Origin of the sequence: Vibrio sp. 10N.222.52.B12 (assembly GCF_002875385.1) — a bacterium.
GTDB classification, from domain to species: Bacteria; Pseudomonadota; Gammaproteobacteria; order Enterobacterales; family Vibrionaceae; genus Vibrio; species Vibrio jasicida.
Genome location: NZ_MDAW01000117.1, coordinates 113,911 through 137,759, shown reverse-complemented (window position 1 = coordinate 137,759; position 23,849 = coordinate 113,911). Strand labels below are relative to the sequence as shown.

Here is a 23,849-nt window from a genome sequence, read left to right as displayed (position 1 = left end):
GTTGGTCAAAATGATGAGATTTTAATTTAAGGTTAAATTTGCTATCCTTTCGCCCACAGTTTGGCCTCTGCGGCGCTGTTTCTCAATCAAGAATTGAATGAAAACAAGGGCAATGGAGAGCCAAGTTTCCAAGGATGTTCACTCCTTTACTTTTAAAAACAGTAATAAGAAGGAGGAACCGCAATGAGAGGAAAAAGTCGTGCTTGAAGCCTACCGTAAACACGTCGAAGAGCGTGCTGCCGAAGGAGTTGTTCCTAAACCGCTAGACGCAGAACAAGTTGCTGGACTTGTTGAACTTCTGAAAAATCCCCCGCAAGGTGAAGAAGCCTTTATTCTTGACCTGCTAGAGAACCGTATCCCACCGGGCGTAGACGAAGCGGCTTATGTTAAAGCTGGCTTTTTGACTGCGGTTGCTAAAGGCGAAGTATCGTCTCCACTTGTTAGCCGTGAAAAGGCAGCAGAATTACTAGGTACGATGCAAGGTGGTTATAACATCGCTCCGCTCGTCGAGTTTTTAGATGATGATGTTCTTGCGGCTATCGCAGCAAAAGCACTGTCTCATACCCTGTTAATGTTTGATGCTTTCTATGATGTTGAAGAAAAAGCGAAAGCGGGCAACACGTTCGCTCAACAAGTCCTTCAATCTTGGGCGGAAGCCGAGTGGTTTACAACGAAAGAGAAAGTAGCGGAAAAAATCACGGTTAAAGTCTTTAAGGTAACCGGTGAAACTAACACCGATGACCTGTCTCCAGCTCCAGATGCTTGGTCTCGTCCAGATATTCCAGTACACGCGAAAGCGATGCTTAAGATGGAACGTGATGGCATCAACCCGGATCAACCTGGCAGCGTTGGTCCAATCAACCAAATTGAAGAACTGCAAAAAGACGGCATTCCACTAGCATACGTAGGTGATGTTGTTGGTACGGGTTCTTCGCGTAAATCAGCGACCAACTCAGTATTATGGTTTATGGGCGAAGATATCCCATTTGTACCAAACAAGCGTACTGGTGGTATCTGTCTAGGCGGTAAGATTGCGCCTATCTTCTACAATACGATGGAAGATTCAGGAGCGTTACCAATTGAACTAAACGTACAAGACATGAATATGGGCGATGTGATCGACATTTACCCGTACGAAGGTGTGGTTCGTAAAGAAGGTTCTGAGATCTCAAGCTTTGAACTGAGTAAAGTGCTGCTTGATGAGGTACGTGCTGGTGGTCGTATTCCATTGATCATCGGTCGTGGTCTAACGAGCCGTGCTCGAGTAGCTCTTGGTCTTGAAGAGACAGATTTGTTTGCTAAACCCGTTGATCCAACTGCTTCTGACAAAGGTTATACATTAGCTCAGAAGATGGTCGGTAAAGCATGTGGCGTAGAAGGTGTGCGTGCTGGTCAATATTGTGAGCCTAAGATGACAACGGTAGGTTCTCAGGATACGACTGGCCCTATGACGCGTGATGAGCTAAAAGATCTTGCGTGTCTTGGTTTCTCAGCGGATCTCGTGATGCAGTCATTCTGTCATACGTCAGCATATCCGAAACCAGTCGACGTGAACACGCACCACACACTACCTGATTTCATTATGAACCGTGGCGGTGTATCGCTTCGTCCAGGCGATGGTGTTATCCACTCATGGCTGAACCGTATGCTTCTGCCAGATACTGTTGGTACTGGTGGTGATTCGCATACTCGTTTCCCTCTGGGTATTTCATTCCCAGCAGGTTCTGGTCTAGTGGCATTTGCAGCAGCAACAGGCGTTATGCCTCTTGATATGCCTGAATCAATCTTGGTTCGTTTTAAAGGTGAGATGCAGCCAGGTATCACGCTACGTGATCTTGTACACGCCATTCCTCTATACGGTATCAAGCAAGGCCTGTTAACAGTAGAGAAAGCGGGTAAGATCAACGAATTCTCAGGCCGTGTCCTAGAAATTGAAGGTGTTGAACACCTGTCTGTGGAACAAGCATTTGAACTTTCAGATGCATCGGCAGAGCGCTCAGCAGCGGGTTGTACTGTGAAGCTTTCTCAAGAGTCGATTGATGAATACCTAAACTCGAACATCACTATGCTTAAATGGATGATTTCGGAAGGTTACGGTGACCGTCGTACAATCGAACGTCGTATTACTGCGATGGAAGAGTGGTTAGCAAACTCAGAGTTGATGGAAGCAGATTCAGACGCTGAATACGCACATGTGATTGAAATCGATCTAGCGGAAATCAACGAACCAATTCTTTGTGCACCTAACGATCCAGATGATGCGCGTCTTCTGTCTGACGTTCAGGGTACTCAGATTGATGAAGTATTTATCGGTTCTTGTATGACGAACATTGGTCACTTCCGTGCAGCAGGTAAATTGCTCGACAAGTTTAACGGCCAGCTTGATACTCGTTTATGGGTAGCACCACCAACCAAGATGGACCGTGACCAACTAACTGAAGAAGGTTACTACGGTATTTATGGCCGTGCCGGCGTTCGTATTGAAACGCCAGGGTGCTCGCTATGTATGGGTAACCAGGCTCGTGTTGCGGATAAAGCAACGGTAATGTCGACGTCTACTCGTAACTTCCCGAATCGTCTAGGTACTGGTGCGAACGTTTATCTATCCTCGGCTGAACTTGCAGCGGTTGGTGCGATTCTAGGTAAGATTCCAACTAAGGAAGAATACCTGTCTTACATGGACCAGATTGATGCGACAGCAGCAGACACATACCGCTACTTGAATTTCCACAAGATGGAACAGTACACCAAGAAAGCAGATGATGTGATCTTCCAAGAGCCTGCATAATCTTAGCAAGTTTTGTTAATACTTGAATAAGCGCTCACCGATTGGTGGGCGCTTTTTTTGTGGAACGCTGCGCTTCGAAAAGAGAGAATGCTTCGCTCTAGGAATCGGGAAGTAAGCGCTGGAATATTAAAGATAAACGTGTGAGCTCAAAACACGTTGATAGTCTTTGTCCCTCAAAAGATAAAATGAAACCGTCTCTCGTCTCCCGCTTCTCCCATCCAACATCTCCCTGTATACTCCGCACCAAATTGATACGAAAAGGCGATCACGATGGAATTTGAATTCATCCGCAACACATTGATGGGCGAATACTATGTCAAATGCAGCATGGGGCATGAGATTGTGGGTCGTTGGTTGCAAGAAGAAATAGGCAAAGACCCAGCAAAAATTGCTCAGGTAGAAGCTTTAATTAATCAGGCATTTTCTTCGCCATCTCAAGAGCATAGATTGACCGGTACAGAGATCAGTTTGATGATCCACGGTGATGAGGTGCTAGTGCAAGAAAACGCGCTGGGCCATGAGTATGAAGTGGAAATGGAAAGCGAGTTTGATTTCTACGATGCAGAGAGTACAGCCAGCTGTGGTATAGAAGATTTTTGTGCCTTGATAGAGCAATGGAAAGACTTTTTGAACATTTAATGCACAGTTTTGGGTCGTCTAATTAGGATTGCCTTATATTTGTGAAAAGGGCGCACCGATATGGTGCGCCCTTTTTGTTTATAAGTTTGTTAATTTTACTAATTCTATATAAATCAATGGGATAAAAAGTTGGCACGCCGCTTGGATTAATATGAATGTTTCAGGATGAAAGCTGCGGAGAAGATTCAATGAAAATCATTAATGCCATTATAAAACCTTTTAAGTTAGACGATGTACGCGAAGCATTGGCTGATGTCGGTATTGAAGGGATGACAGTATCAGAGGTTAAAGGTTTTGGTCGTCAGAAAGGCCACACGGAGCTATACCGTGGCGCCGAGTATCAAGTCGACTTTCTACCAAAAGTAAAACTAGAAATCGCAACCCATGCAGACAATGTGGATCGCGTGGTAGAAGCCATCACTAAAGCGGCGCAAACTGGCAAGATTGGTGACGGTAAGATTTTTGTCTACGACTTAAACCAAGCGGTGCGTATACGTACTGGCGAAATGGACGCAGAAGCACTTTAAGAATTCAAGGGATTGGAGAACTATCATGGAATTAACAACAACGGTAACTGAATTACGTTACGCACTCGACACCTTTTTCTTCCTCATTTCCGGTGCGTTGGTCATGTGGATGGCAGCAGGTTTTGCCATGCTAGAAGCGGGCTTAGTTCGCTCTAAAAATACAACAGAAATTCTAACTAAAAACATCTGTCTTTACGCGATCGCTTGTACCATGTTCCTATTGGTTGGCTACAACATTATGTATGTCGATAACGGTGAAGGCGGTTGGTTACCATCATTTGGTGCACTAATTGGCACACAAGGTGAAGGTGCTGACCACTCTCTAGAGTCGGACTTCTTCTTCCAAGTCGTATTTGTAGCAACAGCAATGTCAGTGGTTTCTGGCGCTGTTGCAGAGCGTATGAAGCTTTGGTCTTTCCTAATTTTCTCAGCGGTACTGACTGCATTTATTTACCCAATGGAAGGTTACTGGACTTGGGGTGGTGGCTTCCTATCAGAAGTAGGCTTTAGTGACTTTGCGGGCTCAGGTATCGTACACATGGCGGGTGCTTCAGCAGCATTAGCAGGCGTACTATTACTGGGTGCACGTAAAGGTAAATACGGTAAAAATGGCGAAATCTACCCAATCCCAGGTTCAAACATGCCTCTTGCTACATTGGGTACGTTTATCCTTTGGTTCGGTTGGTTCGGTTTCAACGGCGGTTCTCAACTTATGGTTTCGGATTTTGAGAACGCGACTGCAGTTGGTCAAATTTTCCTAAACACCAACGCTGCAGCTGCAGCAGGTGCAATTGCCGCACTATTTGTATGTAAAACAACTTGGGGTAAAGCAGACCTGACTATGATTTTGAACGGTGCGTTAGCTGGTCTTGTTGCTATCACGGCTGACCCTCTATCTCCATCACCGCTTTATGCTGTGGCGATTGGTGCGGTATCAGGTGCGCTAGTAGTCTTTAGCATCATTGGCTTGGATAAGATTAAGATTGATGATCCAGTAGGTGCTATCTCAGTTCACGGTGTGTGTGGTTTCTTCGGCCTAATGGTTGTGCCACTGAGCAACGGTGATGCAACGTTTGGTGCACAGCTTCTAGGTGCGGCAGTTATCTTTGCTTGGGTATTTGGTGCAAGCCTAGTGGTATGGGCAATCCTGAAAGCGACAATCGGTATCCGCGTATCGGAAGACGAAGAGCTAGAAGGTATGGATATGCACGACTGTGGTGTTGGTGCTTACCCAGAATTCGTGACTGTGAAATAACACTCACAATGTAATAAATAGTTACAAACTTAACATTAAAAAACCTGCTCCAATGAGCAGGTTTTTTTATTGATTAATTGTTTTCTTATTGAACATGCATATAATAACGCAACTGATAAACGTTATCATTAGCATGGTAAAGGATTAAACAATGAAAAAACTGCTAACTCTTTCAGCGATTACTTGCGCTACTCTGGCTCCAACGGCAATGGCTGCTGAAGAAGTGAACGTGTACTCTTACCGTCAACCTTTCCTAGTTGAACCTATGTTCAACGAGTTCACTAAAGAAACTGGCATTAAAGTAAACGTTAAGTTTGCGAAAAAAGGTCTAGCAGAGAAGTTGGCTCAAGAAGGCGAATACAGCCCAGCTGACGTAATCCTTACTACAGATATCAGCCGTCTAGCTGAACTGACAAACAAAGGTCTGGTTCAAAAGGTAGACAGCAAAATCATCGAAGAAAACGTACCAGCACAGTACCAAGACAAAGAAAACGAGTGGTTTGCTCTGACTCTACGTACTCGTAACGTTTACTCTTCACGTGACCGTGTTGGCAAACTAGGTAACGACTTCAACTACGCGGATCTAGCAAAGCCTGAGTTTAAAGGCAAAATCTGTACTCGTAGCGGTAAGCACCCTTACAACGTATCTCTAGTGTCTTCTATGATCGCTCACCACGGTGAAGCTGAGACTAAAGAATGGCTGGAAGGCGTAAAAGCGAACCTAGCTCGTAAGCCTCAAGGTAACGACCGTGCTCAAGTTAAAGCAATCAAAGAAGGTCTATGTGATGTTTCTCTAGGTAACAGCTACTACCTAGGTAAAATGGTTAACGACAAAGAGCAAAAAGCTTGGGCAGACGCGGTATACATCAACTTCCCTAACCAAGAGACAACAGGTACGCACGTGAACATCTCTGGTATGGCGATGGCGAAGTTCTCTCCAAACAAAGACAACGCTGTGAAGCTTATGGAATTCCTAACGGGTGACAAAGCGCAGCAAATGTACGCAGAAGTAAACTACGAGTACCCAGTGAAGGAAGGTGTTAAGCGTTCTGAGCTTGTGGAATCTTGGGGTGACTTCAAAGCGGATTCGATTTCTCTAGACGACATCGCTTCTCACCATGAAGCAGCAATCAAGCTACTAGATGAAGTGAAATTTGACCTTTAATTCCATGTGGGGGTATAACTGTACCCCCATTTTATTAAAGGATATGAGATGTATTTGCAGCCGCATTTGTATTTCATAAAGCCTTGCAGTATTTAGGCAATGAAGAATAAACATTCTCTATGGAAAACCAGTAGTGGGGTGATTACCCTGTTACTGGTTTTGCCGATCTTAGCGATCTTCTATACCGCCATTGGCGAGACAGATGACTTGTTCACACACTTGATGTCGACGGTCATGCCTACCTATATCTATAACACCGTAGTTCTGACTGCAGGTGTGATGCTTCTTTCTTTGATTCTGGGTATTCCAAGTGCTTGGTTTATGGCGATGTGTAAATTGCCAACTGAGAAGTGGTTGCAGTGGGCCTTAGTTCTACCACTTGCGATGCCGGGTTATATCATTGGTTACATTTTTACGGATTGGTTTGATTTTGCTGGGCCAATTCAAATCTTCTTACGTGATATAACGGGATGGGGGCCGGGTGAATATTGGTTCCCTGATATTCGTACCTTAGGTGGTGCGACTTTCGTTCTTTCTCTTGTTCTTTACCCATACGTTTACTTGCTTTGTCGTGCTGCATTTATGGAGCAGAACGTTTCTCTACTGCAGAGTGCTCGCTTGTTAAAATGCTCCCCTTGGGAAAGCTTTTGGCGTATCTCTTTACCGCTTGTAAGACCCTCTATCGCTGTTGGTTTGTCTCTGGTCGCGATGGAAACCATCGGTGACTTCGGAACCGTCAGCTATTTTGCTGTGAACACGCTTACTACGGCGGTTTACGATACTTGGCTTGGGTATTCGAACCTCAATGCAGCCGCGAAAATCTCAGCAATGATGTTGATGATTGTAGTGTTGTTATTGAGTGCAGAGCGCTACAGCCGTCGTAAGCAGAAGCTGTTCCAAAGTCAGTTTAATAGCCATGAAGACTTCCGTTATGAGCTACGAGGTTGGCGAAAGTGGGGCGCATTAATTTGGTGTTGGGGCTTGGTGGCAATCGCGTTTATCTTCCCATTGCTACAGTTACTTGATTACGCCATCACTTACTTTGCACAAAGTTGGACGCCGGAGTTTCGTGAATACGCATGGAACAGTTTGGTGGTGTCAGTCGTGGCTGCAATCATTGGTGTTGCGATTGCGTTGACTGTGAACTTCAGTCAACGCGTAAACGGCGGCCGCTCTAGCTTGGCGTTTATGCGTTTGTCTTCGTTGGGCTATGCCGTCCCTGGTACGGTACTGGCTATCGGTGTGATGGTTGCGGTGTTGTTTATGGATCACCGTGTTAACGATATTGCGAAAGCGATGGAATGGGGGAGACCTGGGCTTATTTTCTCTGGTTCTATGTTTGCGCTGATTTTCGCGATGGTGGTACGTTTCTCGGCTGTTGCAATTGGCAGTGTGGAAAGTAACTTAAATAAGATCTCTCCATCGTTGGATATGGCTTCCCGTACCATGGGCTGTACGCCAAATACCATGCTTTGGCGAGTGCATTTCCCGTTGGTTAAACGTGGTGCCCTAATTGCTGGTTTGTTGGTGTTTATTGAGTCAATGAAAGAGCTCAATGCTGCATTACTATTGCGACCATTTAACTTTGAAACCTTAGCGACGTATGTATACAACTTCGCTTCGGATGAGCATTTAGAGCTTGCCGCACTTCCGGCTGTATTACTGGTCCTTGTCGGGTTAATCCCGCTTGTAGTTGTTAACCGTTCACTGGAGCAAAGTCACTGATGAGCTGTGCATTATCGATTAAAAACCTAACTTGTCAGTATGACGACCAGACTGTCCTTGAATCACTTTCTCTCGAAGTTGAGCAAGGGCAGATTGTCTGCCTACTTGGCGCGAGTGGCTGCGGTAAGACAACGCTTTTGAAAGCGATTGCTGGCCTGCTTCCTCTGAGTTCAGGTCAAATGAGTTTGAACTGTCTTACGATTGATGACGGTAAAAACTGGCTACCACCAGAGCAGCGTAATATCGGTATGATCTTCCAAGATTACGCTTTGTTCCCGCACCTGACAGTCGCTGAGAACATTGCTTTTGGTTTGAAGAACGAATCGGCGCAGCAAAAGCTGATGAAAGTCGAAGAGATGCTCAGCTTGGTTCACCTTAAAGGTTACGGTGACCGTTATCCTCACCAACTTTCTGGCGGCCAACAGCAACGTGTGGCGATTGCTCGTTCATTGGCTTACAAACCAGACCTTCTGTTGTTGGATGAACCGTTTTCCAATATTGATACCCAAGTTCGTCATGAACTGATCCGTGAGATCCGTAAAATCTTCAAAGAACAGGGGGTTACCGCGATTTTTGTCACCCATAGCCGTGAAGAAGCTTTTGCTTTTGCCGATAAGATGGCAGTGATGAACCATGGTGTGATTGAGCAGTACGGCACGGCATCTGAACTTTACTACCAGCCTTCGAGCAAATTTGTTGCGGACTTCTTAGGTGGTGGTAGCTACCTTGTTGCGAAGAGAATTTCCGACAATGAATATCAAACCCACCTAGGTGTGGTGGAAGCCAATGCTCAGCAGGAAATCCAAGTAGATGATGAGTGTGCATTACTGCTTCGTCCTCAACATGTTCAAATTACTGCGGATGAAGAGAGTGCAATCAAAGTACTTGAACAGCACTTTATGGGGGATCACTGTCGCTACGTGATAGATGTCAATGGTGACCGACTGTTGGCTACTTCAGCTCAGGCGTTGAATGTCGGGGATAGTGTGATAGTAAAAGTTGAAACCCAAGGTGTATTAGCTTTCGCGTAATGTTTACATCTATAAAATAAAAAGGCCCGGCGCTGATGCCGGGCAAGTGTTCTTCACCTATAGGATTGTGCTCAAAGCGAGCACAAGGTTCAGTTATAAAGACAAGAAGTCCTTAAACTGTTGAAGAACACGTTCTGCAGTGTCCTTATCTTGCATTTCTGCAAAAATTCGTAGTAGTGGCTCAGTACCTGAGAAGCGAGCAATAATCCAACCGCCGTTCTTGAAGTACACTTTCGCACCGTCTTCGTAGCTGACTTTCTCGATCTCAAATTCAAACTCAGGCAACTGCTTCTCAACATAAATCTTGTTGAATAGCACTTCTTTTTGCGCAGGTTTGAACTTGCAATCGCCTTCTGCCATGTAGGCATATCCGTATTTGCCGTAGATTTCATCCAGTAACTCAGACAGTTTCTTACCAGTGACTGAAATCATTTCTACTAATAGGCTTGATGCAAATACACCATCTTTGCCTTTAATATGGCCACGAATAGTTAAGCCGCCAGAGCTTTCACCGCCAATTAGTGAGTCGTCAGCTTCCATTTGAGAGCTGATGTGCTTAAAGCCTACAGGTACTTCAAAGCACTTCTCACCGTGGTCTTCCGCAACTTTGTCTAACAAGTGTGTTGTTGCGATATTACGCACTACTGAACCGGTCCACCCTTTGTATTCGAGCAAGTAGTAGTAAAGCAGTAGTAGCACTTCATTCGGGTGAATAAAGTTGCCTTTCTCGTCGATAATACCAAGACGGTCCGCATCACCATCGGTACCAATACCGATGTCATAGCCTTCTTGCTCGACAAGGTGCATCAAGCGGTAAAGGGTTGCTGCACTTGGTGATGGCATTAAGCCGCCAAAGTCAGGGTTCTTACCGTCGTTGATTACGTCTACTTCACAGCGGCCATTAATCAATACGGTTTGCAGCGCATTTTTAGCAACACCAAACATCGGGTCGACCAAAACGCGAAGGTTCGCTTTTTTGATGGCTTCAATGTCGATAAAGTCGATGATCGAATCGACGAACTCGTTCATCGGGTTAATAATATCAATCAGTTTGTCTTGTACTGCCTGATCAAAATCGACGCTTTTCACATCTTGTGCTGTAAGCGTTGCGATTTGAGACTCAATTTTTTCTGTGATGATTTCATCGGCATCACGCCCACCTTCGATGAAGACTTTGATGCCGTTATAATCCGCAGGGTTGTGTGAGGCTGTAATACACGCAGAGTATGCACAGCCCATCTCTTTTGCTTTAAACATCACGATAGGCGTCGGCACGAACTTATCGATAAAGCTAACTACGATGCCATTTGCCGCCAAAACTTCAGCAAACCAGCGACCAGCTTTATCAGAAAGAAAACGGCGGTCATAACCGATAATAAAGCCGCGATCAGCAACGGACTCAGCGTTGGTAATGTTTGCGACTGCTTGAGCAACCAAACGTACATTATCTTTAGTGAACTCCTCACCGATAAATGCACGCCAGCCGCCTGTACCAAATTTGATCATGATTCGATCCTCGATAAGAGCGGCGTCCCACCGCTTCTTAAATCTTTGCTAGCGAACCGATGCACTTATCGAATTCAAGTGCATCGGATAAATCAAAAGGGGAGAAGCTCTCCCCCAAAGAGATGATTAACCTAGAGTAACGATAACTTCGTTTACTGAACCTTCCGCTTGAACTGGTACAGAGGCACCATTTACTGCTTCACCGTTCACAGTAATCGACTTAACGCCTTTGCTTACTGAGTCTGGGTTAACGACTTTGATGTTGTACGTTGCACCTAGCCATTGGCGAGTCACTTCGAAACCTGGCCAGTTCGTTGGGATACATGGATCGATAGTCAGACCATCAAAGCCTGTTCGCACACCAAGGATAAAGTTGGTAACTGCGAAGTATGCCCAGCCAGATGTACCTGTTAACCATGGGTGGTTTGCACGACCGTGGTCTTGGTGGTCACGACCCATGATGAACTGCACGTATGAGTAAGGTTCTGCAATACGTTTTTCGATGATGTCGTTCTGGTTGTATGGGTTAAGTGCATCGTAGAATTTCATTGCACGATCACCACGACCCAGTTTCGCTTCAGCTACCCAAGCCCATGGGTTTGGATGCGAGAAGATTGCACCGTTCTCTTTTACGCCTTGGTAAACACGAGTCACGAAACCGATGTCATCGTTCGGCGTTGCAAATGATGGTGAGTTTAGATGCAGGCCGTACTCAGAGAACAGGTTCTCATCGACTGCGTCCATCGCTTTTTCACCGCGCTCTTGAGAAACCGCACCAGAAAGTACTGCTAGCGTGTTTGACTCAAGGTGCACTCGGCCTTCCGCTTGTTGCGCTGTACCGATCTTGTCACCATTCTTCGTCAGACCACGGATGTACCAACCGCCTTCGTCGTCCCAAAGGTGTGTTTCACACGCTTCACGAACGTTTGCTGCCATAACTGTGTATTTCTCAACATCCGCTTCTTTACCTAGGTATTTCGCTAGGTCAATGAACTCTTGCAGTGCCCAGAAATGTAGGAACGACACCATTGAAGATTCACCACCACCTAGGTTCAGACAGTCGTTCCAGTCTGCGCGTAGACCTTTACAGATACCGGTTTGACCGACGTATTCAGCCGAGAAGTCTAGCGCTGCTTTCATGTGGTCATAAACGGTTGCATCACCGCCGTCTGCGTAAGGGATCACTTCGTCAAAGAAACTGTGCTCACCCGTTTCCATCACGTACTTACAGATGGTTGGAACTAGCCATAGGTGATCATCTGAACACGTGTCTTCGATGCCGTGGATCTTGTCTTCATCAGAAGGCGTTGGAACGACGGTTGGAGATTTAGATGGCTTAACATCAGCTTTCTCAGGATCGAACCAGTCTGGATCGAACAGGTGCAGACCGTAACCTGCTTTCACTTGGCCACGAAGTAGGTCAACAAGACGCTTGCGGGTCATTGCCGGGTTGGCGTGAGGAACAGAAATCGCATCTTGCGCTGTATCGCGGTAGCCAAGACCAGTACGACCACCCACTTCGATGAACGAAGCAAAGCGAGACCACACCACACAAGTTTCTGCTTGGTATAGGGTCCAAGCGTTGATCATGGTATCTAGACCTTCGTTTGGTGATTTCACTTGGAATTTATTACAACGCTCATCCCAGTGTGCTTTGATGCCCGCAAATGCATTGTCTACTTCAGCGAGATCTTGGTATTTAGCGCGAAGGCGGTCGCCGTTGCCTTTACCGATACCTAGGATGTATGCGAAACGAACTTCTTCACCTGGTTGGATAGTAAATTGCTTGTGTAGAGAGCCACAGTGGTTGTAACACGTTTGTGCGGTGTTAAAACATTTACCTTGTTCTACTGCTAGTGGGTTTGCTTCGTCGCGGTATAGACCTAGGAAGCTGTCACGTTGGCCGTCGTATGAATCTGGGTCAAACGTTGAAGCTAGGTAGTAGAAACCTTCGAAATCGTTGGTGTTATAGTACAAGTCGTATTCAATCACACCTTCATTGTAAGACGTGCCTGCAGAGTACAGAGACATCTGGTGGTTTTGGTTGTCTGATTGAATATGGCTGAACGAAAATTCTACAAACGAGAATGCACTGATTGTGCGCGGCTTGTCTGAAGTGTTCTTGATAACCACATCCCAAACTTCAGCGTCTTCGCCTTTTGGTACGAATAGGGTTTTCGTTGCTGTAATACCGTTGTATTCACATTTGAACTTAGAGTAAGACAAGCCATGGCGAACTTCGTAGTTTGCTTCATCTAGGCTTTTTGCAACTGGTTGCCAAGAGATTGACCAGTAATCACCTGTCTCATCATCACGTAAGTAAACGTAGTGCCCAGGACGATCGAATGTCGCGTTTGGACGGAATTTAGTAACACGGTTGTATTCTGGAGAGTTATAGAACGAGTAGCCGCCTGCGTTGTGCGAGATAACGGTACAGAACTTCTCAGTACCTAGGTAGTTAGTCCATGGCGCTGGTACGTCAGGGCGAGTGATGACGTATTCGCGATTCTCGTTATCGAAATAGCCGTATTTCATTTGTGTATTTCCTTTTTACAATACTGCGTTTGCAGTCAAATTTAATAATTCTTTAAGCAAGATGTATTGTCATCTAGCTTGGTATTACTTCCACGGTTTACGGTAATTCACTCCCTGCAAATCAAGCAGAGGAAGGTGCCCTTTCAAACGTGATAAATAGTCGGTCCAATCGCGGTGTTGTTTTTCAGTCCAACATGCTTCTGCCATGGCTGTTAAGCGAGGGAAAATCATGTAGTCCATACGCGATGGGTTGTTGATGATTTCGCACCACAAGGCAGTTTGAATGCCCCAAATGCGCTTTCTGATTGGGTCATCAGCAGGGACTTCTGCTAATGGCTCATAGTTGTATGCTTTCTCTAATGGCAATGGGTTTGCCCAGTCAACACCTGGCTCTTCTGGTGCATAGTCTTGGGTCATGTCGAGGTAGGTGGTTTGTGCTGGTTGCAGCACTACATCAAAACCTTGGCGAGCGCAGTTCAATGCAGCTTCTTCGCTTAGCCATGAGTAGATCACTGTATCTTTACTCACTTTGTTGCCGTGTTGGGCTTCTTCCCAACCTACCATTCGTTTGCCTAATTTTCGTAGCTTGTCTTCTGCATGACGTAAGAAGTGCCCTTGTAGCTCTTTGTAATCGGTATAACCCAATTGCTCCATAAGAGCTTGGCAAGAAGGGCTCTTAGACCACACGCCATTAGGAACTTCGTCTGCCCCAATATGGACATAAGGCGCTGGGAATAGAGCTGCTACTTCTTCAAGTACTTTGTCGATAAACTCGTAACTACCCGGCAGAGCAGGGTTGATGACATTATCGTTATAGTGCTGAATGCTGCGATATTCGGTTTTGTCTTCCGCTTCAACAAGTAGGTGTGGCAGAGATTTGATTGCTGCGCGGCAATGCCCAGGAACGTCAATCTCAGGGATGATAGTGATGCCACGCTGTGCTGCAAAAGCCACCACGTCTTTAATTTGCTCTTGAGTGTAGAAACCGCCGTAACGCTGAGTTAAATGGGTGTATTGCGGTTCGATGGTTTCATCGATACCACGCCAAGCGCCAATGTCTGTTAGTTGAGGTAAGGACTTAATCTCGATACGCCAACCTTCATCGTCCGTTAGGTGCCAATGGAAGGTATTGAATTTGTAATGTGCCAACAAATTGATGAGGCGTTTTACTTGCTCTACCGAGTGGAAATGACGAGCGCAGTCCAACATCATGCCACGGTAGCGAAAGCGAGGACTGTCTTTGATAGAGCAGCACACCACTTCCATAGTGTTGGCACTCTCGTCTCGTTTTAGTAGTTGCAATAAGGTCGCACAAGCATGGGTAAAGCCAGACGAAGACCCTGCCTCAATCTTGATCGACTCTTCAGATACTTTAAGTCTGTAAGTACCTTCGTCCAGTGTTGGGTTACTTTTGAATAAGATTTTCCCACTGTTAGAAGAAGACAATTTGAATTGGTGAATGCGTTCAAGCTCTTCCAGCAACCATGCTTTTGCTGAATTCGCTAAATCTGTGTATATCGCGACACCAACTTGCTCATCGAAGCTAAACGACAGGTCACTCACTTCAATATGGTTGGGCTTTGGTAATAAAGGCTGTGCATGCGTTAAGCTTGCTGGAATATCACTGCGTTCGCGATAAGGTGAGGCCAAAACGATAGGAGTAACATCAACTTGTGCGCGTTGTGGATTTCCGTCAACGACAAAGTCAATCATGGCTTCATTAAATCCATCCGAGTAATAACGGAATGGGTTTGAACCAATACTGAATTCACAGTAATAGTGATGGTTGGCAGCCAATACCATACCTTCCGGTTTTAGTGTGCAAAAGCTACCAATTTGAGTCAGTTGACCATTTGAAACGCTGTCTGGAAGAATATAGCGGTCGAAAGCGAAAGTCAGGCTCCAATTGTTTAGGTCTTGGTCGCTCAAGTTATGAAAGGTGAGTCCAAAGCGGCAGTTTTGTTTTTGCTCAGAAAGGACCACTAAATCAACACGATATTCCATCTTCACTCCTACTCAACACTCACGGCGTAAAGGTTATGCTCTGGTTTACCAGCAAACATAATAGCGCCTTCAATCGCATCAAATTGAGGCTCTACCACCCATTGTTGAACGGGCGGTGACAGCCAATGCAGGATGCGTTCAGCAATACTGCCCATTAAGCAAATACGAGTCGCCCCGCGTTTGTTTAACGCAACCAGAAACATCTCAATATCGGCAGCGGTCTGCTTAAGCATTTCAATCGCTAGTGCATCACCTTGTTCTGCATGTTGGAAAATTGCTGGAGAAAATTGACCGTAATCGCGAGGTAGAGCTTGTTTGGACCATGCCACTACGTTGTCGATGTCATTTTCAAAATGAGCCATGACATGCGCTGCTAGAGGTGTTTTTTCACGGATGCCATCTTCTGCTAGCAAGACTTGTTGAATCAGGCGTAATCCCATTACTGCGCCGCCGCCTTGGTCGGAGATCGGGAACTCACGTCCACCAACAACGTGCTGCTCAAGGCCTTTCAGGAAAATACCGCAAGAACCGGTTCCAGCAATCATAATTGCACCATCTTTACCGCTGTGCGCGCCAATACAAGCACCGTAAGCATCAGTGTTGAGTGTCATACTGGCAAATGGGTGTTCCAAAGCCATGAATGCTTGCCAAGAGGTTTTGTGTTCAGCTCCCGCAAGAGCTAAGCCAACGTGCATAGAGGCAAAGTCTTGCTGAGTTAGGCCGCCTTGCTGCGCTGCTGAAGCGATGGATTCAAGAATGGATGCCATGGCGACTTCCGCTCCCAGCATGACGTTTGCACTTCCGCTTTTCGCTTCACCAATGAAGTTACCTTGCGCGTCTTTGATACGGGCTCGACATGAAGTGCCGCCGCCGTCAATACCTACAAAATACATCCCCATGGTTATTGCTCCTTAATTTCTTGAGAGTTCGCTAAAGTCGAGATGTGCTGAGCCTGACTCATTACTGCGAGTAGGTACCAAGCGCCATGCGGGATCCATTGTTCTCCCCAACGCCAGTTCTGAAGCATGTCGTCTTTCTGTGCTGGTGGATTAAATGCAATGTCTTCCTCATCTTCGAAACCGCCGGTGATACCGTTGCAAACGCCACCTTTTGCGTTGAAGAAGCCATATTGAGGAAGGTAGTCCGGATTGTTACGGCCATGACCGTCCAACATGCACATGTCGTACGGGTTCAGGCCCACAATCCAGTTGATAGAATCTTGTGCGAGTTTAGAAAGCTGCTGCTTTAGAGTTTCTGACTCAATAAATGGTTGCGCCAAATACGCCATGGTTGCCAGTGAACCTAAGCGAGCATTCTCACCTTGCCACCAGTAACCCGATTCATTGTTGTGTGCCACAAAGAACGCATCACGTTTTGCTTCGTCCACGCCTTTTACATATTGGCGTGGGTAACCAAATGGGTTCTTCACTTTATGGGTGATTGCGACTTCAAACTCACAAGCTTGGGTGATGATTTGTTTTGCTACTGAAGCGCGCTCAGAGTCGTCTTCAATCGACAAGTATTCACATAGTGCGATAACAGGAAGCCCTGCTTCTGCCGCATGGAAGTAAGGGCGGCTGCCATCATGATTGGCAGCCCAAAAATGTTGAATGTGCTCATCACTCATTTGACGAGCAGAAAGACGATTTGCCCATACGCGGCTGTCTTCTAGGTAGCGTGTTTCTTTGGTGGTCTTGAATAGCTCAACGGCTGCAAGCAATGCGCAGTATTCATCGATGATGTTCTCTTCACCATCGTTTAGATATTGGATGTTGTGCTCTTTTAAGTGCCAGTAGCCGTTTTCTGCTGCATTACGGTATTTTTGTTGGTCGAACTCACCGTGAAACTCCAGACGTGCTGCTGAAGCTAATGCCGCAATGCTAACGCCAGCACCTTGTCGGTAACCGGCTTGGTAGTCATCAAACTTATGACCAAGTTGGGTTTCGTAGGCGCATATTTCACGTTGAGCTGTGTCTTTACTCCACTTGTCGAACACGGTCATGTAGAAGAAGCCTTTTTCGTTTTGCATACGAACAAGGAAGTCTGCACCGAACAGGGCTTCTTCAATAAGGCGAGTAGAAGTGAATTTAGCCAGTTTGTCGTTGCCTTCAAGCAGAGACAAACCTTTCAACATGTTCCACACCACCATTGGTGTCTGCTGTGGGTTTAGGTAGTTTGCGTATGACAAGTGACTCAGATATTTACTGACATCGCCTGAAGCGTCATACCAACCGCCGTGAACATCTGCGGTTTCGTCGGAATTTAGCAGTGGAACCTGACGATCTTGTTGATCAAAAATGCCACCACAACGTTGAGACTTAAAGTAGTGGATCACGTCAGATAGTGTTTGATCGAGAAGAATATGTTCACCAATTTCAAAGTGAGATGAACGCAAATGATCGAAACGAAGGTAGTAGTTACCAGGAGTATTAAATGAAGAAAAGTCTACAAGATAGAAATGACCTTGATGCCAGCTCGCTACTTTGCCTTGCTTTTCCACTGTTAGCGTAGCGACAGTTTGGTGGCTGTCCGCACAAACCAATAAAGCAGTATAAGAAGACAGACGTGGTTGGCTTGTCTGGATGATCGCTTTTTTAGGGCCCAGACGCTCGTAACCAATGTGGTTAGTCAGTAGCAGCATTCAAGTTTCTCCGGGAAACAATAAAATATAAAGGGAAAAAGGGGCCAGATTTATACCTGACCCTCGTTATGATTAATCTTCAAATAAGTAACAACGAACAAAGTGGTTGTCAGATAGCTGAGTTACAGCAGGCAGTCGCTCACGACATTTGTCTGTGGCATGAACACAGCGTCCTGCGAATGGACAACCAACTGATTCTGGCGTCCAAAGTGGTATCTCGCCTTTGTTGCCTTTCAACTTCTCGTGGATTGACTTTGATGGATCAGGAACGGCAGAAACCAGCAGTTGTGTGTATGGGTGTTGAGGCTTGTGAATGATTTCCTCTGTATCGCCCCATTCAACCATGTGGCCTACATACATAACCGCAAGATCTTCAGCGATGTAACGCGCTGTCGCGATATCGTGCGTGATGTAAAGCAGAGACATTTGTTTCTCAAACTTCATCTCTTCCATCAGGTTAAGAACACCGGCACGGATCGATACATCAAGCATTGATGTTGGTTCGTCAGCCAGTACCACTTCTGCACCAACCGCAATGTTACGAGCCAAGTTCACGCGCTGACGTTGACCGCCAGAGAGTTGATGTGGGAACTTTTGCGCCGTTTCTTTTGGTGGAATCAGACCAACTTGTTCTAGTAGGTTGTACACGCGCTCTTCCAACTCTTTTTTGTTGCCCGGAGAAACCTTCTTGTGGATCAGAAGTGGGCGAGCAATATGGTGGAAGATGTTGTGTGTAGGGTTTAGCGAGCCAAACGGGTCTTGCCATACCATTTGCACACCTTCACGGTAAGTCATCAAATCGTGACGAGAGGTGATGTCTTGGATATCACGACCTTTGTACTCGATGATGCCATCGGTTGGTGCGTACATTTTAGCAATCATTTTTGCAGTAGTAGACTTACCTGAACCAGACTCACCTACCACTGACAAGCCGCGGCTCTTGTACATTTTGAAAGATACGTCGTTGATTGCACGCATCTTAGATTGCTTGATTGAGTTACTGTTTAAAGGGAAGTCCTTAACGACATTTTTACCTTCAATCAGCAGTTCGCCGAATTGTTTGCTCATAATTCTCTCCAGTGTAATTTTTGTTCTTAGCTAGCGTTATTTTTTGTTGTTAAACCTTAGCTTGAGCAATGGTGTCGCCGTACAAATGACAATTTGAGAGACGACCTGGTTCAATTTGACGTAGTTGCGTTGGTACTCGTGTACATGCTTCATGTACGCGGTCGCAACGAGCTTGGAAGCGGCAACCTTGTGGCACTTCTAGCAAGTTCAGCGGGTTACCCGGAATACCAGTCAATTTGGTCTTTGGACCAGTTAGTGGAGGGAAAGAGCTACCCAAACCTTTGGTGTAAGGGTGGTAAGGACTCTCCAGAATCTGCTTAGAAGGTGCAACTTCAATTAATTCACCTGAGTACATGATGCCGATACGGTCAGAGAACTCGACCATCAAAGACAAATCATGCGTGATGAACAGGATTGAGAAACCAAACTCTTCTTTAAGCGCGTAAATCTTTTGTAGAATTTCACGTTGAACTACTACATCTAGTGCGGTAGTTGGTTCATCCATGATGATCATTTTTGGATTCAGAGCCAAAGCGATTGCGATTACTAGACGCTGACGCATACCACCAGAGAACTGGTGTGGGTAGTCGCTTAAGCGGCTTGGGTGGATATCAACGATTTCCAGCAGACCTTCAGCTCGTGTTTTTGCTTGAGCACGCGTCATATTGGTATGACGCATGATGACGTCGCAGAACTGTTCTTCCATAGTAAGAACAGGGTTCAAAGCGTTCATCGCACTCTGGAATACCATCGACATTTCGCTCCAACGGAACGCTTGCATACGGTCATCACTGTACTGGAGGATATCTTCGCCATTGAAAATAACCTCACCACCAGTGATAAACGCTGGTGGCTTATGAAGGCGCATTAGCGAGAAGGCAACAGTCGATTTACCACAGCCTGATTCACCTGCTAGGCCGAATACTTCGCCGGGTGCGATGTCAAAGCTGACGTTGTTACAGGCGCGGACATCGCCCGCATCTGTAATGTAGTCTACGCATAGGTTACGGATAGAAATTAGTGGTGCAGTCATGATTATTTATCTCCGCTCCATAGTGCATTTTGTGGTGCCAGTTCAGGCTCACGCTCTTTCTTGTCTTTTGCTGCTAGTTTCTTCCAGCGCTTCATGCCTTTGTGAGAGCGAAGCTGCGGGTTCGCAATTTCATCAACGGCGAAGTTAAGTAGAGCAAGACCTGTAACCAGTAACGTTAGTGCAATACAAGGAGCTAGAACTTCCCACCATGCGCCGATTAACATCGCCGATGAGGTTTGCACGTTGTACAGCATGATGCCCCAACTGATGGTGTTCGCATCGCCCAGACCTAGGAACGAGATTACAGCTTCCGTGTTGATTGCTAGCATTACTGAACCGATGAAGCTTGCACCTACGATTGGGATAAGGTTTGGTAGAATCTCAACGAAGATGATACGAAGAGATGACTCACCAAGAACCTCAGCCGCTTTAACAAATTCTTTTTCACGCAAGGCCATGGTTTGAGCTCGAACCACACGTGCACCCCAAGCCCAGGAGGTACCGGCAATGATTAATGCAATGGTGAGTGGCCCAGCCTCCCCGATAAAGGCGGCAAGTACGAACAGTAATGGCAGTTGTGGGATAACTAGCATGATGTTCATGGCAGCACTTAATACGTCATCAACACGGCCACCAAAGTAACCTGCTGAGATACCGATAACTGTTGCTAGGAAACAAACGATAATACCCGCACCGAAACCAACACCTAGAGATACTCGCGCGCCGTATGCCACTTGAGACCAAATGTCACGACCCATGCGAGACGTACCTAGAACGTGGTCCGCTTTTTTCGACATGATAAGCGTACGACGGTCGTCGGCTAGATTTTTAGCCACCCAGCCATCAGGGTTGTTTTGCGCTTGTTTTACAACAAAGCCAGGGTATTCATGTGGGTTACCCGTGCGTTTGTCTGGTGCGTGTTGAGTAATTAAAGGAGCAGCCACTGCAACAAAGATAAACAAAGCGATAATGGCTAAACCAACACGTGCGAACGCGTTACCTAAAATCAGTTTAAATAGTTCTTTCATGATTATTTGCCTCCCTTACGTAGGCGAGGGTCTAGAATCATGTACAGCATGTCAGCCATTAAGTTGAAGCACAGCATGAACATCGTCATGATAATTAGCTGACCTTGAAGTACTTGGTAGTCACGTGCGTGAATTGCGTTTAGAAGCACTGTGCCTAGGCCTGGGTAGTTGAAGATCATCTCGATGATAAGCTGACCACCGATTGCCATACCTAGAGACATTGAAAGTGCTGTAACACTTGGTAGTAGCGCGTTACGTGCAGCGTAGTTAAATACAACACGGTTTTGGCTTAGACCCTTACCTTTTGCCATCGTGATGTAGTCTTCAGCAAGAAGGTTGATCATGTTGTTACGCATATTTACTAGGAAGCCACCAATCTGAACAATCGTTGCACAGAACAATGGAAGAACCGCGTGATAACCAACGTCCTTTATGAATTCCCAACTTGTCCAGTCAGGAATGGTACCCGGTGTGTAAGCGTAACCAGATGGGAACCATTTAAGACCGATTGCAAAAATAAACAGCGCTAGCATCGCGATAACCATTTGCGGGATTGCTTGGATAATCAGCGTTCCAGGCGTTACAAATGCATCGTATTTGCTACCACGTTTCCATGCTGCAAAGATACCCAGTACAGATGCAATAGAGAATGAAAGCACAACTGCCGTACCAGCTAGGAATAGTGACCAACCAAATGCACTGCCTAGTAGAGAGTTAACTGAAAGCGGGTAGAACTGGATAGAAGTACCTAGCTCCCAGCTTAGAATGTTTTTAATGTACGACAGGTATTGAACATAAATTGGACCATCTACGAAACCTAACAGCTCTTTCATTGCTGCGATTCGCTCTGGTGTTACCTGTACTGATGCGTTAGCAAACATCATGGTAACTGGGTCACCAGGCATTGCTCGCGGAATAATGAAGTTTAACGTCGCTGCAACCAAGAGCGCGACAAGATAGAACGACAAACGTCTTAAAAAATAACCCATAACTCACACCTTACTCACCCAGATTTTTTCCCTGTTTCTGGTTTCAGGTCGCTCCTAGCGAAATTTAGAGCGAAAAATCCCCTGACGACGAGCGCCATATGTTGGTTTGGTCACAAGGGGATTTTTATAGGCGGCACACGGGATGTGTGCCGCTAGAAATGAACTTCTACTTATTTAACTGGTTTTAGATCCAATACGTGAAGTAGACGCTCTGGGATACCAGCCCAAATGTTTGGACGGCCCTTAGGATTTTCTTCGTTCCACCAACCTGTGAAGCGAGTTGTGTTGTATTGGTACATGTAAGCACCAGACAATACAGGAATAGTCACTTGGTCTTGAGCGATGATTTGCTGGATACCGTGAGCGATTTCTAGCTGTTCTTGCTTATCAGCTGTTTTGTAGAAGCTGTTAAGTAGGCCATCTAGCTTATCGTTCTTGTAGAAGTGCATCGCGAAACGAGGCATACCGTCGCCAGACTGAAGTGCTGAGTTGTAAGCACTGTTCCAGTAAGTGTATGGGTCTGCACCGTGGAAGTAGTTGGTGTACGCAACATCGTAAGTACCTTCAAGCATTGCTTGGTTGTACACAGAGAAATCTGGTGTACGAGCACGTGCTTTGATACCTACTTCTGCAAGTTGCTCAACAGCAAGCTGTACAGTGTTGTTGAAGTCAGTCCAACCGTTTGGAGATTGGATTAGAAGCTCGAAAGACTTACCTGATGGAGTGTCAACAAAACCATCTTTGTTTACGTCTTTGAAGCCAGCTTTAGCTAGAAGCTTCTTAGCGCCTTCAGCGTTGTATGAGTTGTAAGCTTTGAACTTGTCATGAGTCTTTTCGTCAGACCAAGCTTCGAATGCGTAGCCAAGGCCAGATGCGAAGTCGTTCACAGTACCGCCGCCGTAGAAAGCGATATCAATGATAGTTTGACGGTCAAGAGCCATAGAGAATGCACGACGGAAGTCAACGTTAGTTAGTGCTTCGTTTTTCGCTGCATCTGGGTTCTTGAAGTTTACAACGAATGCCTGTGTACCTGCTGGCGGGTACCAGTAGTGGTGTTTAGGGCTCGCTGCTGCGTAAGTGCGGTCGATATCTGGAACGAATGAAGAAGTCCAGTCCATCTCACCGTTTACAACTTTACCTAGGAATTGGTCGTTGTTTGCGATTTGTGGAACACGTAGACAGTCAACGTCTAGGTTCGCTGCATCCCAGTAGTTAGGGTTTTCACACTGGATGTACAGTTGAGGAGTGAAAGTATCGATCACTGTGAATGGACCAGAACCAACTGGGTTTTCGTTAGTGAATGTTGCTGGATCTTTCACTTTACTCCATACGTGCTGTGGTACGACAGGTACACGAGCAATTTCGTAAGGAACGTTAGAGTTCGCTTCAGTCAGAGTGAACTTAACCTGGTATTCATTAAGTTTTTCTACGCCAGCAACCCAAGTATTGATACCAGACTGGTCTAGTTCTGGCTTCTCTTTAACTAGGTTGAAAGAGTAAACTACGTCATCTGCATTGAATTTCTCACCATCAGACCATTTAACGCCTTTACGAATATCGAAAGTTACGCTCATTAGGTCGTCAGACATTTGGAAGTTTTCTGCTAGACGGAATACCGGTGTGTTACCGTGCATTTCGTTGAAAACAACTAGAGGCTCGTAAATAAAGTCAGTAGTTGTGTGCAGGTTAGTTGCACCCAAGAAAGGGTTAAAGTTACGAACAAAAGTTGTAAACTCTTTAGGGTGGATAGTCAGTTCACTGCGCTCAGCGGCTGTAGCTACTGATGCAAAACCTGTAGTAGCCGTTGCAATAATTGCTGTTGCTAGTGCTGTTTTTTTAATATTGGCAAGCATAGCTGTTCCTTACTATTTGCTTTCATTTCACTAATGGAATTGAATGTCATCAATTGATAAAC

Annotated in this window: 17 protein-coding genes; 7 read left to right on the top strand and 10 right to left on the bottom strand. The window is 45.8% G+C overall.

The annotated features are described in order from the left end of the window. Nucleotides 1-199 precede the first annotated feature (199 nt). The 7 genes from acnB (at nt 200) to BCT11_RS13035 (ending at nt 9,130) form a co-directional block, all read left to right on the top strand. The gene (acnB, locus tag BCT11_RS13065) at nt 200-2,788 is read left to right on the top strand and encodes a bifunctional aconitate hydratase 2/2-methylisocitrate dehydratase (protein ID WP_102388492.1); all 2,589 of its coding nucleotides are present in this window, start codon (nt 200-202) and stop codon (nt 2,786-2,788) included. Between the two features lie 270 nt (nt 2,789-3,058). Further along, complete coding sequence (locus tag BCT11_RS13060; protein WP_102388491.1) at nt 3,059-3,427, top strand: YacL family protein; 369 nt, start codon at nt 3,059-3,061, stop codon at nt 3,425-3,427. Nucleotides 3,428-3,615: 188 nt separating this feature from the next. Then, entirely contained in the window at nt 3,616-3,954 is a 339-nt protein-coding gene (locus BCT11_RS13055) for a P-II family nitrogen regulator (protein WP_010450136.1), read from the top strand. A 25-nt stretch (nt 3,955-3,979) separates the two neighbouring features. Further along, nucleotides 3,980-5,209 (top strand): ammonium transporter, encoded by a 1,230-nt coding sequence (locus BCT11_RS13050; protein WP_102388490.1) that lies wholly within the window; start codon nt 3,980-3,982, stop codon nt 5,207-5,209. A 151-nt stretch (nt 5,210-5,360) separates the two neighbouring features. Further along, complete coding sequence (locus tag BCT11_RS13045; RefSeq protein WP_005439400.1) at nt 5,361-6,374, top strand: Fe(3+) ABC transporter substrate-binding protein; 1,014 nt, start codon at nt 5,361-5,363, stop codon at nt 6,372-6,374. Between the two features lie 99 nt (nt 6,375-6,473). Continuing rightward, nucleotides 6,474-8,099: an iron ABC transporter permease gene (locus BCT11_RS13040; protein ID WP_102388489.1), complete on the top strand. Its 1,626-nt coding sequence runs from the start codon at nt 6,474-6,476 to the stop codon at nt 8,097-8,099. After that, complete coding sequence (locus BCT11_RS13035) at nt 8,099-9,130, top strand: ABC transporter ATP-binding protein (RefSeq protein WP_039976212.1); 1,032 nt, start codon at nt 8,099-8,101, stop codon at nt 9,128-9,130. The genes BCT11_RS13040 and BCT11_RS13035 overlap by 1 nt, the downstream gene beginning before the upstream one ends. 93 nt (nt 9,131-9,223) lie before the next feature. On the opposite strand, the gene BCT11_RS13030 is transcribed toward BCT11_RS13035, so the two are convergent. The 10 genes from BCT11_RS13030 to BCT11_RS12985 all read right to left on the bottom strand — a co-directional run bounded on the left by BCT11_RS13030 (nt 9,224) and on the right by BCT11_RS12985 (nt 23,787). Further along, the gene (locus BCT11_RS13030) at nt 9,224-10,636 is read right to left on the bottom strand and encodes a phosphoglucomutase/phosphomannomutase family protein (protein ID WP_038878937.1); all 1,413 of its coding nucleotides are present in this window, start codon (nt 10,634-10,636) and stop codon (nt 9,224-9,226) included. Between the two features lie 126 nt (nt 10,637-10,762). Then, on the bottom strand, nt 10,763-13,171 hold the full coding sequence (locus BCT11_RS13025) for a N,N'-diacetylchitobiose phosphorylase (protein WP_102388488.1): 2,409 nt from the start codon (nt 13,169-13,171) through the stop codon (nt 10,763-10,765). Nucleotides 13,172-13,255: 84 nt separating this feature from the next. Beyond that, nucleotides 13,256-15,175, bottom strand: coding sequence for a family 20 glycosylhydrolase (locus BCT11_RS13020; RefSeq protein ID WP_038878942.1), 1,920 nt, complete (start codon nt 15,173-15,175; stop codon nt 13,256-13,258). Between the two features lie 8 nt (nt 15,176-15,183). Next, nucleotides 15,184-16,074, bottom strand: a complete 891-nt coding sequence (locus BCT11_RS13015; RefSeq protein WP_045405523.1) for an N-acetylglucosamine kinase — start codon at nt 16,072-16,074, stop codon at nt 15,184-15,186. A 2-nt stretch (nt 16,075-16,076) separates the two neighbouring features. Further along, a complete protein-coding gene (locus tag BCT11_RS13010) occupies nt 16,077-17,816 on the bottom strand; it encodes a glycoside hydrolase family 9 protein (RefSeq protein WP_102388487.1) in 1,740 nt (579 codons plus the stop codon). 72 nt (nt 17,817-17,888) lie between these two features. Then, nucleotides 17,889-18,884, bottom strand: a complete 996-nt coding sequence (locus tag BCT11_RS13005) for an ABC transporter ATP-binding protein (RefSeq protein ID WP_102388486.1) — start codon at nt 18,882-18,884, stop codon at nt 17,889-17,891. Between the two features lie 49 nt (nt 18,885-18,933). Then, a complete protein-coding gene (locus tag BCT11_RS13000) occupies nt 18,934-19,917 on the bottom strand; it encodes an ABC transporter ATP-binding protein (protein WP_005386550.1) in 984 nt (327 codons plus the stop codon). A 2-nt stretch (nt 19,918-19,919) separates the two neighbouring features. Further along, a complete protein-coding gene (locus BCT11_RS12995; protein ID WP_038878949.1) occupies nt 19,920-20,945 on the bottom strand; it encodes an ABC transporter permease in 1,026 nt (341 codons plus the stop codon). Between the two features lie 2 nt (nt 20,946-20,947). Further along, the gene (locus BCT11_RS12990; RefSeq protein WP_038865841.1) at nt 20,948-21,934 is read right to left on the bottom strand and encodes an ABC transporter permease; all 987 of its coding nucleotides are present in this window, start codon (nt 21,932-21,934) and stop codon (nt 20,948-20,950) included. A 170-nt stretch (nt 21,935-22,104) separates the two neighbouring features. Next, nucleotides 22,105-23,787, bottom strand: a complete 1,683-nt coding sequence (locus BCT11_RS12985) for an ABC transporter substrate-binding protein (RefSeq protein WP_102388485.1) — start codon at nt 23,785-23,787, stop codon at nt 22,105-22,107. Nucleotides 23,788-23,849: the final 62 nt, after the last annotated feature.

Coding starts and splice junctions, on each gene's coding strand:
- BCT11_RS13060 (WP_102388491.1), top strand. CDS start 3,059: ATGGAATTTGAATTCATCCGCAACACATTGATGGGCGAATACTATGTC.
- BCT11_RS13055 (WP_010450136.1), top strand. CDS start 3,616: ATGAAAATCATTAATGCCATTATAAAACCTTTTAAGTTAGACGATGTA.
- BCT11_RS13050 (WP_102388490.1), top strand. CDS start 3,980: ATGGAATTAACAACAACGGTAACTGAATTACGTTACGCACTCGACACC.
- BCT11_RS13045 (WP_005439400.1), top strand. CDS start 5,361: ATGAAAAAACTGCTAACTCTTTCAGCGATTACTTGCGCTACTCTGGCT.
- BCT11_RS13040 (WP_102388489.1), top strand. CDS start 6,474: ATGAAGAATAAACATTCTCTATGGAAAACCAGTAGTGGGGTGATTACC.
- BCT11_RS13035 (WP_039976212.1), top strand. CDS start 8,099: ATGAGCTGTGCATTATCGATTAAAAACCTAACTTGTCAGTATGACGAC.
- BCT11_RS13030 (WP_038878937.1), bottom strand. CDS start 10,636: ATGATCAAATTTGGTACAGGCGGCTGGCGTGCATTTATCGGTGAGGAG.
- BCT11_RS13025 (WP_102388488.1), bottom strand. CDS start 13,171: ATGAAATACGGCTATTTCGATAACGAGAATCGCGAATACGTCATCACT.
- BCT11_RS13020 (WP_038878942.1), bottom strand. CDS start 15,175: ATGGAATATCGTGTTGATTTAGTGGTCCTTTCTGAGCAAAAACAAAAC.
- BCT11_RS13015 (WP_045405523.1), bottom strand. CDS start 16,074: ATGGGGATGTATTTTGTAGGTATTGACGGCGGCGGCACTTCATGTCGA.
- BCT11_RS13010 (WP_102388487.1), bottom strand. CDS start 17,816: ATGCTGCTACTGACTAACCACATTGGTTACGAGCGTCTGGGCCCTAAA.
- BCT11_RS13005 (WP_102388486.1), bottom strand. CDS start 18,884: ATGAGCAAACAATTCGGCGAACTGCTGATTGAAGGTAAAAATGTCGTT.
- BCT11_RS13000 (WP_005386550.1), bottom strand. CDS start 19,917: ATGACTGCACCACTAATTTCTATCCGTAACCTATGCGTAGACTACATT.
- BCT11_RS12995 (WP_038878949.1), bottom strand. CDS start 20,945: ATGAAAGAACTATTTAAACTGATTTTAGGTAACGCGTTCGCACGTGTT.
- BCT11_RS12990 (WP_038865841.1), bottom strand. CDS start 21,934: ATGGGTTATTTTTTAAGACGTTTGTCGTTCTATCTTGTCGCGCTCTTG.
- BCT11_RS12985 (WP_102388485.1), bottom strand. CDS start 23,787: ATGCTTGCCAATATTAAAAAAACAGCACTAGCAACAGCAATTATTGCA.